11 protein-coding genes and 1 pseudogene are annotated in these 12,966 nt (G+C 42.6%); 7 read left to right on the top strand and 5 right to left on the bottom strand.

Going from position 1 to position 12,966, the window contains the following annotated elements:
- Positions 1-153: 153 nt before the first annotated feature.
- From D9603_RS10270 to D9603_RS10255, 4 genes are all read right to left on the bottom strand, one after another.
- On the bottom strand, positions 154-1,500 hold the full coding sequence (locus D9603_RS10270; protein ID WP_128731233.1) for a sodium-dependent transporter: 1,347 nt from the start codon (positions 1,498-1,500) through the stop codon (positions 154-156).
- 222 nt (positions 1,501-1,722) lie between these two features.
- Positions 1,723-3,009, bottom strand: coding sequence for an ATP-binding protein (locus D9603_RS10265; protein ID WP_128731232.1), 1,287 nt, complete (start codon positions 3,007-3,009; stop codon positions 1,723-1,725).
- 21 nt (positions 3,010-3,030) lie between these two features.
- The gene (locus D9603_RS10260; protein WP_128731231.1) at positions 3,031-3,738 is read right to left on the bottom strand and encodes a response regulator; all 708 of its coding nucleotides are present in this window, start codon (positions 3,736-3,738) and stop codon (positions 3,031-3,033) included.
- Between the two features lie 335 nt (positions 3,739-4,073).
- Positions 4,074-4,877: a hypothetical protein gene (locus D9603_RS10255; protein ID WP_128731230.1), complete on the bottom strand. Its 804-nt coding sequence runs from the start codon at positions 4,875-4,877 to the stop codon at positions 4,074-4,076.
- A gap of 98 nt (positions 4,878-4,975) precedes the next feature.
- Here D9603_RS10255 and D9603_RS10250 point away from each other — a divergent pair, with 98 nt between their 5' ends.
- Positions 4,976-6,223 carry a serine hydrolase domain-containing protein gene (locus D9603_RS10250; RefSeq protein WP_128731229.1) on the top strand — a complete coding sequence of 416 codons (1,248 nt, stop codon included), beginning with the start codon at positions 4,976-4,978 and terminating at the stop codon, positions 6,221-6,223.
- Here the strand turns inward: D9603_RS10250 and yhbY are convergent.
- Entirely contained in the window at positions 6,220-6,516 is a 297-nt protein-coding gene (gene yhbY, locus D9603_RS10245; protein ID WP_099640497.1) for a ribosome assembly RNA-binding protein YhbY, read from the bottom strand. The two genes, D9603_RS10250 and yhbY, sit on opposite strands and share 4 nt — an antisense overlap.
- A gap of 86 nt (positions 6,517-6,602) precedes the next feature.
- Here yhbY and rlmE point away from each other — a divergent pair, with 86 nt between their 5' ends.
- From rlmE to secG, 6 genes and pseudogenes are all read left to right on the top strand, one after another.
- Complete coding sequence (gene rlmE / locus D9603_RS10240; RefSeq protein WP_017215956.1) at positions 6,603-7,232, top strand: 23S rRNA (uridine(2552)-2'-O)-methyltransferase RlmE; 630 nt, start codon at positions 6,603-6,605, stop codon at positions 7,230-7,232.
- A 67-nt stretch (positions 7,233-7,299) separates the two neighbouring features.
- A complete protein-coding gene (ftsH, locus tag D9603_RS10235; protein ID WP_125252865.1) occupies positions 7,300-9,258 on the top strand; it encodes an ATP-dependent zinc metalloprotease FtsH in 1,959 nt (652 codons plus the stop codon).
- Between the two features lie 334 nt (positions 9,259-9,592).
- The gene (gene folP, locus D9603_RS10230) at positions 9,593-10,438 is read left to right on the top strand and encodes a dihydropteroate synthase (protein WP_128731228.1); all 846 of its coding nucleotides are present in this window, start codon (positions 9,593-9,595) and stop codon (positions 10,436-10,438) included.
- On the top strand, positions 10,435-11,775 hold the full coding sequence (glmM, locus tag D9603_RS10225) for a phosphoglucosamine mutase (RefSeq protein ID WP_128731227.1): 1,341 nt from the start codon (positions 10,435-10,437) through the stop codon (positions 11,773-11,775). The genes folP and glmM overlap by 4 nt, the downstream gene beginning before the upstream one ends.
- Positions 11,776-11,855: 80 nt before the next feature.
- Positions 11,856-12,595: pseudogene (tpiA, locus tag D9603_RS10220) on the top strand (triose-phosphate isomerase).
- A gap of 4 nt (positions 12,596-12,599) precedes the next feature.
- The gene (secG, locus tag D9603_RS10215) at positions 12,600-12,944 is read left to right on the top strand and encodes a preprotein translocase subunit SecG (protein ID WP_125252869.1); all 345 of its coding nucleotides are present in this window, start codon (positions 12,600-12,602) and stop codon (positions 12,942-12,944) included.
- Positions 12,945-12,966: the final 22 nt, after the last annotated feature.

The following is a 12,966-nucleotide window of genomic DNA, read 5'->3' as shown; positions in this document are numbered from 1 at the left end:
AACAACTAAATAGCAAAATTTTCGCCTAGTTATCGACACGATTTTCTCGCCTCAAATAGACCACTTAATTAAGAAAATTGGTATAACAACATAGATCATTATAGCGGGGGCAGAAGTTCTGCCCCTTTTTGAAAAGCTTGGTATAAATTGTGTTTACAGTGAGTTTAAGAATACTGCAGCAATCGCAACTGGGCAGACAAAGCGAATATACCAAGGCCAAATTTTCCAAAACAGGCCATTTGCGACTTCGGGGCAGCCTGATTCGATTTCTTTGAGCAATTTTGCACGATGCCAAATCCAGCCGACAAATACACAGCAAAGCATACCTAATAACGGTTGACCAAATTTGGTTGTCAGGCTAACTGTGAAGCCAAATAATGTTTCAATATTGACCAAAATAGTCAAGCTGACAGCGGTTACCAGCGCTCCAATAATCCAAGTAGCTTGAACTCTGCCTAAAGCAAAACGTTCAACAGCATAAGAAACCGGTGCTTCTAACATTGAGATTGAAGAAGTTAGCGCTGCAATGCTCATTAACGCAAAAAATGCAAAGCTTACCAACAGGCCAATGCTACCCATACTATCGAACAACGCTGGAAGTACTTGGAAGACTAAGGTGTCTTCGTTGAGCAGAGCACCATCAGCTGCAAAAATCTCAACGCCTTGAGCCTGTGCAACGTACATCGCTGGAATAATCAATAGACCTGCGACAAATGCGATAAACACATCGATAAGTGTAACCATGGCACCGAGTGATACTAAGTTCTCTTTCTTACTAATGTAGGAGCCATAGATAATCATTACACTCGTACCAAGTGATAGTGAGAAAAATGCTTGCCCCAGTGCATCGACTAATAACTGCGGATTGAGCACGGATGAAAAATCAGGCACTAAGTAAACCTGTAACCCTTCAACAGCTCCATTTTGTGTTAATACGTACGCTATCAATGAAAACAGAATGCCGATAAGTGCTGGCATGAGTCGTTTTGACCATTTTTCGATGCCATTCTCAACTCCCTTACTGATGATAAGCACCGTAAGCGCAATAAAGGCCGCCGTAAAGACAATATTGCGTGACATTGAAGCGCCTTCGAGCCATGACTGTGCTTGCACTGCGCCGGTGATTTCTGCAATTGGCTCTAGCGTCGCACTAAACATCCAGCCAGCTACAATGGCATAAAAGCTCAGGATCAGACCCGCACAGATAATCCCACCAAAGCCCACCACAAAGGCAAGCTTACTCTGCCAGGCTGTATTGGTGAGCTTGCGCAGCGAAGAAACTGCGTTCGCTTGACCATGACGGCCAATAACTAACTCTGCCATTAACGCTGGATATGCGAGACAGAACGCCAAAACTAGATAAACGAGAACAAATGCTGCACCACCATTTGATGCGGTTTGTGTCGGGAACCCCCAAATGTTTCCCAAGCCAACCGCAGAACCTGCGGCAGCCATAATAAAACCAAAGCGAGAGCTGAACTCTCCTCGGATATTGCTCATAATTATTATACTTCTCTAAAAATTGCTAACGGCGATGACAATCTACTGTAATTAAAAAGAAATAAAAAGAGTAAATTACCTTGATTTGGCGCAAGGTTGAGGCGGATTTTTAGTCGTAACTCGTATGTTGCACCAAAAGCACGTTTAAGCACTTATAACTTAATGTTTTCACAATTAATTCTACAATGGGTATGTCACAGTGTAGCGACTTATTTACATTAATTATTTTTCTTTACAGGGGAGTGAAAGAACAAATTTTGCCCCTCCTAGCCGCTCTGATTGACTCACTGTAGCTTTTCCATGGTGCCAATCCATGACCTTGGCTACGATAGCAAGGCCTAAACCATAGCTTTTTCCAGCTCTATTACGATGAGTTTGTTCTTGGAAAAATGGACTGAAAACTTTGTCCCAGTTTTGTCTTGCGATCCCAGGGCCATCATCTTCAACAGTAATCGTTAACCAATGCTCAGAACGATAGGCACTGAGTAATACTGTACTGGTAGCAAAGTCACAGGCGTTACTAATCAAGTTACTGATAGCGCGGGCGAGCCAATGGAGATCGCCTGTGATTGATAACGTGTCAGGCACCTCAACGCGACCCGATAGTTGGTTTTTTTGCAGTTTGGGCTGCATTTGCTCCATAAGGTCATTACCGTAGCGAGATAGGCTAGTACTTTCATGTTTTAGCAAATGTGACTTCTGCTCAAGCGTAGCAAAGGAAAGATAGCTAGACAGCATGTCTTCCATTTGGTCTAAATCTTTCTCCATCCTTTCCAAATAATCATGTATTGCGCTAATGTCGTCTTCATCTAGGGCCGCATCTAGCCCAAACCTCAAACATGCAACTGGTGTTCTTATGTCATGAGATAAACTTGAAGCCATGAGTTTATTTTCGGCCATTAATTTTTCTATTTGACTGGCCATGCGATTAAATGTGTTTTCTAAATCTCGTATGTAAGTGAAGTGATTTGGAGTAATTCGTGCACTCAGGTTGCCGCTGGCAAAATGCTTTGCTGCGGTATTAAGCACAATTAAACGCTTAACTAACGGTGATAAGATGAACCACAAAATTGCACAAATGCCGCCATAGAAAAATAATGTCAGTAAAACGTCATAATCCGCTTGTTCGACTTCAGGACGCCACTCCAGCTCTATATAATCTGGTGCCATGTCGAGCGTTGTTTTGAGTAGATAGACATTTTCGTTTTCAATTACCAGCCCTTCAGGTAATAGCATTTGCTGCTTTAGCTCAGTGGGCATGGCGAGGGTGTCACCATCCTTATAGGTGATATGAAGACCAAATTGTTCGGCAATAACTGCTGTAGCCGCAAGGCGAGCATCTGGTTTCTTTTCAGCGACTTGTATCGCTAAACCTGACATTAATTTACTTTGCCATTCAAAGCTATTTTCAATTGGGGCAGTTTGTTGATTATAGGTATCTATAACCCAGCCGAGGGCAAAAATAGAAACCAGCGCTCCGGCAAGCAGGTAAATATAAAGTTTTTTCACAATAACGGTATGCTTTAGACGTTACCAAGCTGAGGGGACAAGCAAGTAGCCTTTTCCCCACACGGTTTTGATTTTTTCAGGGTTTTGAGGGTCATCATTAAACTTTTTGCGCAATGCAGAAATCAATACATCAACACTTCTGTCAAGGCCATCATATTCACGCCCTTTTGTCGCTTTAAACACAGCGTCACGAGATACGACTTCTCCAGCATGGCTTGCTAAAAATTGTAGCAATAAATACTCTGCGCTCGAGACGATAACCTCTTGAGCGCCGACAGATACCTTGCGAGCTTGCGTATCTATCGTTAGTTGACCTACGACTAACTCATGCTTTGCTGCTTGATGGTCAAGGGGCTTTTCTTGTGCTGCTCTTACGTTAGCTTTTATCCGAGCAAGAAGAGCACGAGGGCGAACAGGCTTAATTACATAGTCGCTCGCACCGACTTCTAAACCGATGACTTCGTCCATTTCTTCATCTTTGGCGGTAAGCATAATTACGGGTTTATTATAAAATTGACGTAAATCTCGACAAACGCTAATGCCGTCTTTACCAGGTAACATCAGATCGAGCAGTACAAGATCGGGGTCTAAAGACTTAACGCGCTCAATGACTTCATCACCACGATAACAGCAATGAGTTTTATAGCCTTGATTATCGAGGTATTCCGCTACCCACTGTGCCAGTGAGGTATCATCTTCAACCAGTAAAATAGTACCGTATTGCTCCATCTTTTGCTCCAAACTTTAGTATTTCCCTGTCGAGTATAATCACAGAAGCGCTTGTGTCTGTAAATAAGTGTAGGTTGGTAATCTAAAATTTATTCCATTTTTTAAATTCAACTTACCTACAGGACGTAGGTACCTTAGCGAAAGCTGGATACGGAAAAGTTAACTTGTGCTTTAGCAACAACAATGAGTTGGAACATTCCTTATCCAAACCTCAGCTCATATAGCAAGCTAGATAGACAGCAGAAAGGTGTAGGAAAGTGTCTAGGAAAAGCAAAAACTTTGGTCGCAACGCTACTGCAAATTGCTTTTCCTAAATATTGAGTTTAACACTGTACTTATTTGACGTTGAGCTTTTCAATCAAACTCTCTGCAAGATGTACCTGCATGTCAGCTGTTAGAGCTGAAACTTCAGTTTGCGTACACGCACCAGCTGTTTTTTCCAGCGAAGATAGCGTTTTAGTTACTTTGTAGCTTGGTATCTCAACAGGAGAACTTGAGCGCTGACGGCGAGCTTCTTCAGTGTTTTGAGCAGCAATAAATGACAATATTTCACGCTCATTGGCAATTTTTTCTTCTTCAGTGAAGGTAAATTGTAAGGGGATCCCTTGAAATCCAGCACTATCGACTGATGATTTAGCAAACCAGACAACATCAGAAGATGCTTGGTGTGATAAGCGCATACTTACTGAAGCGACAATATTGCTACATTGAAATGCCGGAGAATTTTGTGCCAGCTCCGCAATGTGTGGGTGCGGATTTCTAGGCCTATCTAGTGCATATGTTTTATTCGCCGCGAACTCTAAATCTAGCTGGTGAATAGTGAGCGTGTAGTCTGCCTGTTTTGTGGCGACAACCTGTAACCCTTTTTGCTCTAATAAACTAACAATCTGTTTTCGTAAGGTATCTGTAAGGCTGACTTTAGCCGCGTTGATAGCAATGGTGTTACCTTGAATGAGTGGGTGTGCAGGCAGTTGTACAGACTTAATTCGTGCCGAATTCAGTTCAGTACTATAGCTGATTTGGTAAACTGACTTTTTCAGTAATGGCTTCTGTGGCACCGCTAGTTTCGGCGCTAATGGCGCTGTGGTGACACATCCAATAAGTAGACTTGTACATAGAGCTGCTAGCACTAAACGCATTAAAATACCTCAAATAAACAGTTATTTTCTTATATTTAGTGAGTTCCGCCAATTCATCATGTTAGTATGGCGAGCGAGTGTTAATGAAATGAGTCATTATGAAGTCGCTAATTCTCACATTAGTTTGTATTTTTTGCTGTAGTTATTCAAAAATAACGGTCGCGAAAACTCCAAACCAGCAATGGTCACAATTTTTAAAGAGCTATTCTAAGCAAGTCGAGCGTAAACTGAAAGAAAAATCGGTACCAGGTGCTGCTTTGTCTGTTGTGCATATTGAGCATGGTAGTTACGTAAAGGGGTTTGGCCAGACAAAAAGCCGAAAAGGCAATCGTGTTGATGAACATACTCGCTTTCGGCTAGCCTCGGTTTCCAAAACATTTGCAGGAAGCTTAGCAGCGAAGCTGGCGAGCGAAGGTCATTTTAATATAGATGACAAAGTAAGCTTATATCTTCCGCAGTTTATCGATGGTGACTACAGCCAACTTAAACTTTACCACCTTCTGAGCCACTCCAGTGGTTTGGTACCAAACGCGTACGATAATTTAATTGAATCGCGAATGGAGTACCCACAGATTGTAGAGCGCTTATTACAGGTTGAAGCTCTGTGTCAGCCCGGCCAGTGTTACGGGTATCAGAATGTCATGTTTAGTTTGATCGGTGATGTTATCGAGAAAACAACGGGGATCAGCTATCAAACATGGATGCAGGAGTTCATATTTGCTCCGCTTAATATGCGAGATGCAGGCCTTGGAGTTGAGCAAATGACGAAGGATAATAATTTTGCGTGGCCGCATGTCAGGGGAAGAAAACGTTGGCACACTGCTAAATTGAAGCAACACTATTATAAAGTATTACCAGCGGCCGGTGTGAATGCTAGTGCGACAGATATGGCACAGTGGTTAAAAGCGCAATTGGGCTTATATCCGAGCGTATTATCGCCTGAGGCATTAAGTAAACAATCAATGCCTTATACTTTAACTAAGCGTGAGTTACGTCGACGGGTATGGCGTGAACATGTTGAGGCCGCATACTATGGCCTGGGTTGGAGAATCTATCAATATGATGGTAAACGCCTTTACTACCACAGTGGTTGGGTGCAAGGGTATAGAACAGACGTGGTAATTATTCCCGAGCTAGGCATTGGCTTTAGTTTGTTGCTAAATGCTGAAAGCGGTGTAATAAATCAACTCACCAATGACTTTTTGATAGATGTACTCACGGGAGATGCTATTTTAATGCCGGTGTTGAGTGAGCGAGAGATTAAAAGAGTTAAGGCGGAAGAAGCTGAGCTACTTGAAGGTATCACGCCACCTTTGACGCAAGGCAGCGTGACAAAAGAAAATTAATTACGTGGCAATTGAATTTTCTTGTCTTCGCTTTGACGGTATAACACGATGATGTGGCCAATCGTCTGTACCTTGTGCGCGTTTGTTTCACGAACAATTGCTTCAAAAATCAGTTGCTTAGTTTCACGATCATTTGTTGGTACTTTCACCTTGATGAGTTCGTGAATGTTTAGGTTTTGCTCAATTTCGGCCATTACGCCTTCGGTGAGGCCATTAGCGCCTAGAAGCACAACTGGATTTAAGTTATGAGCGAGCCCTTTTAGGAACTGCTTTTGTTTATTTGATAAGGTCATATTGATACAATCTTATTTATTAAAAGGCTTGAATTATCGATATTCTAACGCCATCTAGACAATATTACTAATGAGTTATAGTTAATATGGCAAATAAAAAACACTCCGCCAGTTCTAAACGTTGGTTAAAAGAACACGTAGAAGACCCTTATGTACATGAAGCCCAAAAACGTGGCTATCGATCACGAGCGGTTTTTAAGCTGGAAGAAGTCCAGCAAAAGGATAAATTGATCCGTAAAGGTATGACGGTAGTTGATTTAGGGGCCGCGCCGGGTAGCTGGTCCCAATATTTAGCTGAACAAGTAGATATTGATGGGCAGGTAATAGCGTGTGATATTTTACCTATGGACTCGTTAGCGGGCGTTGACTTCCTTCAGGGAGACTTCAGAGAAGAAGCGGTATTAAATGCACTGCTTGATAGAATTAACGGCAAAAATGTAGATGTTGTGTTTTCAGATATGGCGCCAAATATGAGCGGTAATATGTCTACCGATCAATCTGGTAGTATGTATTTGGTCGAGCTAGCATTAGATATGTGCCATCAAGTGCTAAAACCAAACGGGGCATTTGCGGTTAAAGTTTTCCAAGGCGAAGGCTTTGATCAATTTGTGCAAGAAGTACGTAATTGTTTTAAGGTTGTAAAGATCCGTAAACCAAAAGCGTCTCGTCCTCGATCACGAGAAGTATATGTAGTGGCGACAGGTTACAAACTGTAGTACAGTTGGAAAGCATCAAGTTGAATTTGAATTTTTTTGGATACAAGAGGTTAACTCCTTGAGCGATATGGCTAAAAATCTAATACTCTGGTTAGTAATTGCGGTTGTACTAATGACCGTGTTCCAGAGCTTTAACGGTGGCGAACAATATGATCGCCAAACGAGTTACACACAATTCGTGAAGGACGTGCGCAGTGGTTCTGTTCGTGAGGTCAGTATTGACCGTCAAACAGGCGTAATTAGTGGCGTTCGTTCTAGCGGAGATCGTTTCCAAACAGTGATCCCATTGACTGATTTAGACTTGGTCAACGATTTGCTTAAGAACGATGTAAATATTAAAGGTGTAGCGCCAGAAGAGCAGTCTTTCTTGGCAAATATCTTTATATCCTGGTTCCCAATGCTTCTGCTCATTGGTGTATGGATCTTTTTCATGCGCCAAATGCAAGGCGGGGGCGGCAAAGGCGCAATGTCGTTTGGCAAGAGCAAAGCTCGCTTAATGAGTGAAGATCAAGTCAAAACAACATTTGCGGACGTTGCAGGCTGTGACGAAGCGAAAGAAGACGTGACTGAACTGGTGGACTTTTTACGAGATCCATCAAAGTTCCAAAAGTTAGGTGGCAGCATCCCGAAAGGGGTATTGATGGTAGGTCCTCCTGGTACGGGTAAAACTTTACTTGCTAAAGCGGTAGCAGGTGAAGCAAAAGTACCTTTCTTTACCATCTCTGGTTCTGATTTCGTTGAAATGTTTGTGGGCGTTGGTGCTTCTCGGGTTCGTGATATGTTTGAACAAGCGAAAAAAGCAGCACCTTGTATCATCTTCATTGACGAAATCGATGCCGTAGGTCGTAAACGTGGTGCAGGTATGGGTGGTGGTCATGATGAACGTGAGCAAACACTAAACCAGATGCTAGTAGAGATGGATGGTTTTGAAGGCAATGAAGGTATTATCGTTATTGCTGCTACTAACCGCCCAGATGTATTAGACCCTGCATTATTGCGTCCCGGTCGTTTTGACCGCCAAGTTGTTGTGGGTCTTCCTGACATCCGTGGTCGTGAACAAATCTTAAATGTTCACATGCGCAAAGTTCCATTAGATGATAACGTTGAAGCATCGGTAATTGCACGTGGTACACCAGGCTTCTCTGGTGCTGACTTAGCTAACCTTGTAAATGAAGCCGCATTATTTGCAGCTCGTGGCAATAAGCGTAAGGTAAGCATGGCTGAGTTTGACGCTGCAAAAGACAAAATCATGATGGGCGCTGAGCGTAAGTCTATGGTAATGAGTGAGCAAGAAAAAGAAATGACGGCGTATCATGAAGCTGGTCATGCTATTGTTGGTCGCCTAGTACCTGAACATGATCCGGTTTATAAAGTATCCATTATTCCTCGTGGTCGCGCCTTAGGTGTAACCATGTATTTGCCGGAGCAAGATCGCGTAAGTCACTCAAAGCAACATCTAGAGTCTATGCTTTCAAGCTTATACGGTGGTCGTATTGCTGAAGCGTTGATTTACGGTGACGACAAAGTCACGACAGGTGCAAGTAACGACATTGAACGTGCCACTGATATTGCCAAAAAAATGGTTACGCAGTGGGGGTTAAGCCCTAAGCTTGGACCACAAATGTATTTAGAAGAGCAGGGCGAGATGTACATGGGTGGTGGTTCTCACCGTATGTCTGGTATGTCAGATGAAACTGCTAAGCTTATTGATGCGGAAATTAAAGATTTCATCGATCGTAACTATCAACGTGCTGAGCAAATCCTAAAAGACAATATGGATATTCTTCACACAATGAAAGATGCGTTAATGAAATATGAAACGATTGATGCATTGCAGATTGATGACTTAATGGAGCGCCGTGATGTTCGTCCACCAAGGGATGCGCATGACGTCAAGCCAGAAAAAAAGGTAGAGTCTGAATCTGCCAAAGTGACAGAGTTAAAACCGGAGTCAAAAGCTGAAAAACCAGCAGATGACCAGCCTAGTGATAGCACATCAAACTCAGAGCTTGATGACAAATCGTAAGGTCAGGTAGAATATGACAGCCCCGAGCAATCGGGGCTTTTTTGTATCAATAGATTCAGGGTGTTATTATTGGATTATGCGTGTATGAATAAGTACACACTTATACCAGTTAGTCTTAATGTTTGCTCAATTTGAAGGAGTATATCTGACGCTAACGGCGTTAAAAGTATCTCATTTAGTACGACTAAATAACAAAACTTTTGCCTAGTTATCGATCAGATTTTCTTGCCCTAAAATAAAGTGTCATTTAGCGCTTGGTATGAAACGAGACCTGAGTTCTAAAGCTACGCCCCTTTCGAGATCATCCAAAACATAGTAATAATGTAGGTATAGAATGTACGAGTTACGCTTGCCAAGAGCCCGCAGCCTTTCCTTAAATAAGCCTCAAGTAATGGGGATTTTGAATGCTACTCCTGACTCATTTTCAGATGGCGGAAAATTTATTCACCTAGATAGTGCGGTTGAGCAGGTAAATATGATGCTCGCTGACGGAGCTACCATTATTGATATTGGCGGTGAGTCTACTCGTCCAGGGGCGCCAGATGTAGAGTTGAAGGAAGAGCTTGAGCGCGTGATCCCGATCATCAAAGCTGTTAGGGCACAATCTGACTGTGTTATCTCAGTTGATACCAGTAAAGCTGAAGTAATGAAGCAAGCTATTGAAGCTGGTGCTGATATCATCAATGATGTTCGAGCTTTACAGGAGCCAGGTGCATTAGAGATAGCAGCTCAGTACGCAGAGGTACCTATTTGCCTAATGCACATGCAGGGTGAGCCTCGCTCAATGCAAAATAATCCAAAATATAATGATCTATTTTCAGACATTAGTCAGTTTTTCGAAGCTAGGATCCGTGCGTGCAAGCAAGCCGGAATTGATACCAGTAGGCTGATCTTAGATCCAGGTTTTGGCTTCGGTAAATCTCTGGAGCATAACTTTCAGATTTTAGGTGGACTGAAACAATTTAATTCGTTCAATTTACCTATTCTGACGGGACTCTCTAGAAAGTCCATGTTTGGACAACTACTTACTCGAGAAACTCATGAGCGCGTCGCTGCGAGTCTTGCCGGTGCGCTAATATGTGCACAGCAGGGCGCACATATTATTCGTGTTCATGACGTAAAAGAAACAAGCGACGTACTTAACGTATGGTTAGCGTCGGTCAATGGAGTTACTCAATGACAACAAGAAAGTACTTCGGTACAGATGGTGTAAGAGGTATGGTGGGCGAGTTCCCAATTACACCAGAATTTGCAATGAAGCTAGGCTGGGCAGCCGGAAAGGTTCTGTCTGAAAGAGGAACCAAAAAAGTTATCATTGGTAAAGACACCAGAATATCAGGGTACCTGTTAGAAACGGCACTAGAGGCGGGGTTGATAGCCGCTGGGATCAATGTGATCTTGTTAGGGCCTATGCCTACTCCTGCTGTTGCATATTTAACACAAACCTTCAGAGCTGAGGCTGGTATCGTCATCAGTGCTTCTCACAACCCTTACCATGACAATGGCATAAAATTCTTTGGTGGTGACGGTAAAAAACTGCCAGATGAAGTGGAACTTGCAATAGAAGCGAAGCTCGATGAGCCAATGACGTGCGTAACATCAGAAAAGCTGGGCAAAGCCAAGCGCTTAGACAGTGCAGATGGTCGTTATATTGAATTCTGTAAAGGCCAATTTCCAAAAGAGCTTTCTCTTGAAGGGTTGAAAGTGGTGTTAGATTGTGCGAATGGCGCAACTTACCATATTGCACCGAGTGTAATGCGTGAATTAGGTGCTGAGGTGATCACCACAGCTTGTGAACCTAATGGTTTGAATATCAATGAAAAATGTGGCGCAACGCATGTTGAAACATTAAAAAAAGCAGTACTGGAGCATCAAGCTGATGTTGGTATTGCATATGATGGTGATGGTGACCGAGTGATGATGGTGGACCATGATGGCCATGTATTTGATGGTGATGATATTGTGTACATTATTGCCTGCCAAGCCCATAGTGATGGTACACTCGGTGGTGGTGTTGTTGGTACCGTTATGTCTAATATGGGTTTAGAGAATGCGCTTAAAGCTAGAGGTATTGCATTTGAGCGCAGTAAAGTGGGTGATCGCTATGTAATGGAGTTGCTCGCTGAAAAGGGCTGGAAAATTGGTGGTGAAAGTTCAGGGCATGTGCTTAATCTTGACCTAATTAGTACTGGTGATGGAATAGTATCGAGCTTACAAGTACTCGCCGCAATGGTTGCACAAAACAAAACCTTGAAGGACTTAGGTGAAGGGTTCAGTAAATACCCGATGAAAATGATTAACGTACGTTACAGTACCAAAGATGACCCAACAGCACACCAATCAGTAAAAGAAGCGGTGTCTGAAGTCGAAGCACTACTTGCTGGAAAGGGAAGAGTGTTACTACGGAAGTCGGGTACCGAACCAGTCGTAAGAGTCATGGTTGAAGCACAACAACAGAAGCAAGTCATCGATTTTGCACAAAAAATCGCTGAAGTTGTTGAATCTGTGAGCAATTAAATTAAAAATTGAATTTATTTCTTGTAACTTCGGGTGAGTGGCGTTAGTATCTCACCCGCTTTCTGCTACGGAGTATCGTAATGGCAACTAGGAAGCAAATTGTTGCTGGTAATTGGAAAATGAATGGCTCAAAAGAGCTACTTAGCCAAATGTCAGAAACTTTAAACAGTGAATCATTCCAAGCGGATGTAATTATATTTCCCCCAGCAATGTTAATTGAACAAGCTGTTGAAAAGGGACTCACTGTAGGAACGCAAAGCGTTTCAGAATATAAAGAAGGCGCATACACTGGAGAAATTCAGGCATCACTTGCTAGTTCGTTAGGCGCGACTTACACCTTAGTCGGTCATTCCGAGCGACGTGCTTTATATGGCGAAGTGATGAGGTTGTAGCGAATAAATTTGCACACGCTCAAGAACAAGGTTTAACTCCGATACTATGTGTTGGAGAAACCGAAGAAGAGAGAGAAAGTGAGCAGACAGAAGAAGTTGTAGCTAGGCAAATAAACGCAGTTATCGAGAAATTAGGTATAGCGGCACTAGCTAACTCTGTGATAGCATACGAACCGGTTTGGGCAATAGGTACTGGTAAAACAGCATCTCCTGAACAAGCGCAAGCAGTGCACAAATTTATACGTAATTTGCTGTCTGAGCAAGACGAGCAAATTGCAAAAACACTACGCTTACTTTATGGTGGCAGTGTTAATGAAAAAAATAGTGAATTATTATTCGCACAAGAAGATATAGATGGTGGTTTAATTGGTGGCGCAAGCTTAAAACCTGAAAACTTCCTTTCTATATGTAAAAGTGCAAAAGGATAAGTAAATGTACGAAATTTTAATGGTTGTTTACTTAATCGTTGCTTTAGCGCTTATTGGTATGGTGCTGATTCAACAAGGTAAAGGCGCAGACATGGGTTCTTCGTTTGGTGCTGGTGCATCAGCGACAGTATTTGGCTCGTCAGGCGCAGGCAACTTTATGACAAAGACAACAACAATACTAGCTACAGTGTTTTTTGTACTAAGTATTGTTCTAGGTAACTTAACAACTGGTCAAATAAAGAAAACCAGTGAATGGGAAAACCTAGAGGCACCAGCTGCAACAGTAGTACCTGCTGACAGCGATGTGCCAGCATCAGAAGAAAATCCAGCTTCTGATATTCCTAACTAAGAGTTAGGAAAACACCGAATTT

The sequence above is a fragment of the Pseudoalteromonas sp. PS5 genome (assembly GCF_004103255.1).
Taxonomy (GTDB): Bacteria; Pseudomonadota; Gammaproteobacteria; order Enterobacterales; family Alteromonadaceae; genus Pseudoalteromonas; species Pseudoalteromonas peptidolytica.
This window is presented reverse-complemented; position numbering and strand designations above follow the sequence as displayed.

What these genes read in the sequence shown, in the direction of transcription:
- D9603_RS10270 (WP_128731233.1), bottom strand. Translation starts at nt 1,500, where the DNA reads ATGAGCAATATCCGAGGAGAGTTCAGCTCTCGCTTTGGTTTTATTATG.
- D9603_RS10260 (WP_128731231.1), bottom strand. Translation starts at nt 3,738, where the DNA reads ATGGAGCAATACGGTACTATTTTACTGGTTGAAGATGATACCTCACTG.
- D9603_RS10255 (WP_128731230.1), bottom strand. Translation starts at nt 4,877, where the DNA reads ATGCGTTTAGTGCTAGCAGCTCTATGTACAAGTCTACTTATTGGATGT.
- D9603_RS10250 (WP_128731229.1), top strand. Translation starts at nt 4,976, where the DNA reads ATGAAGTCGCTAATTCTCACATTAGTTTGTATTTTTTGCTGTAGTTAT.
- yhbY (WP_099640497.1), bottom strand. Translation starts at nt 6,516, where the DNA reads ATGACCTTATCAAATAAACAAAAGCAGTTCCTAAAAGGGCTCGCTCAT.
- rlmE (WP_017215956.1), top strand. Translation starts at nt 6,603, where the DNA reads ATGGCAAATAAAAAACACTCCGCCAGTTCTAAACGTTGGTTAAAAGAA.
- ftsH (WP_125252865.1), top strand. Translation starts at nt 7,300, where the DNA reads ATGGCTAAAAATCTAATACTCTGGTTAGTAATTGCGGTTGTACTAATG.
- folP (WP_128731228.1), top strand. Translation starts at nt 9,593, where the DNA reads ATGTACGAGTTACGCTTGCCAAGAGCCCGCAGCCTTTCCTTAAATAAG.
- glmM (WP_128731227.1), top strand. Translation starts at nt 10,435, where the DNA reads ATGACAACAAGAAAGTACTTCGGTACAGATGGTGTAAGAGGTATGGTG.
- secG (WP_125252869.1), top strand. Translation starts at nt 12,600, where the DNA reads ATGTACGAAATTTTAATGGTTGTTTACTTAATCGTTGCTTTAGCGCTT.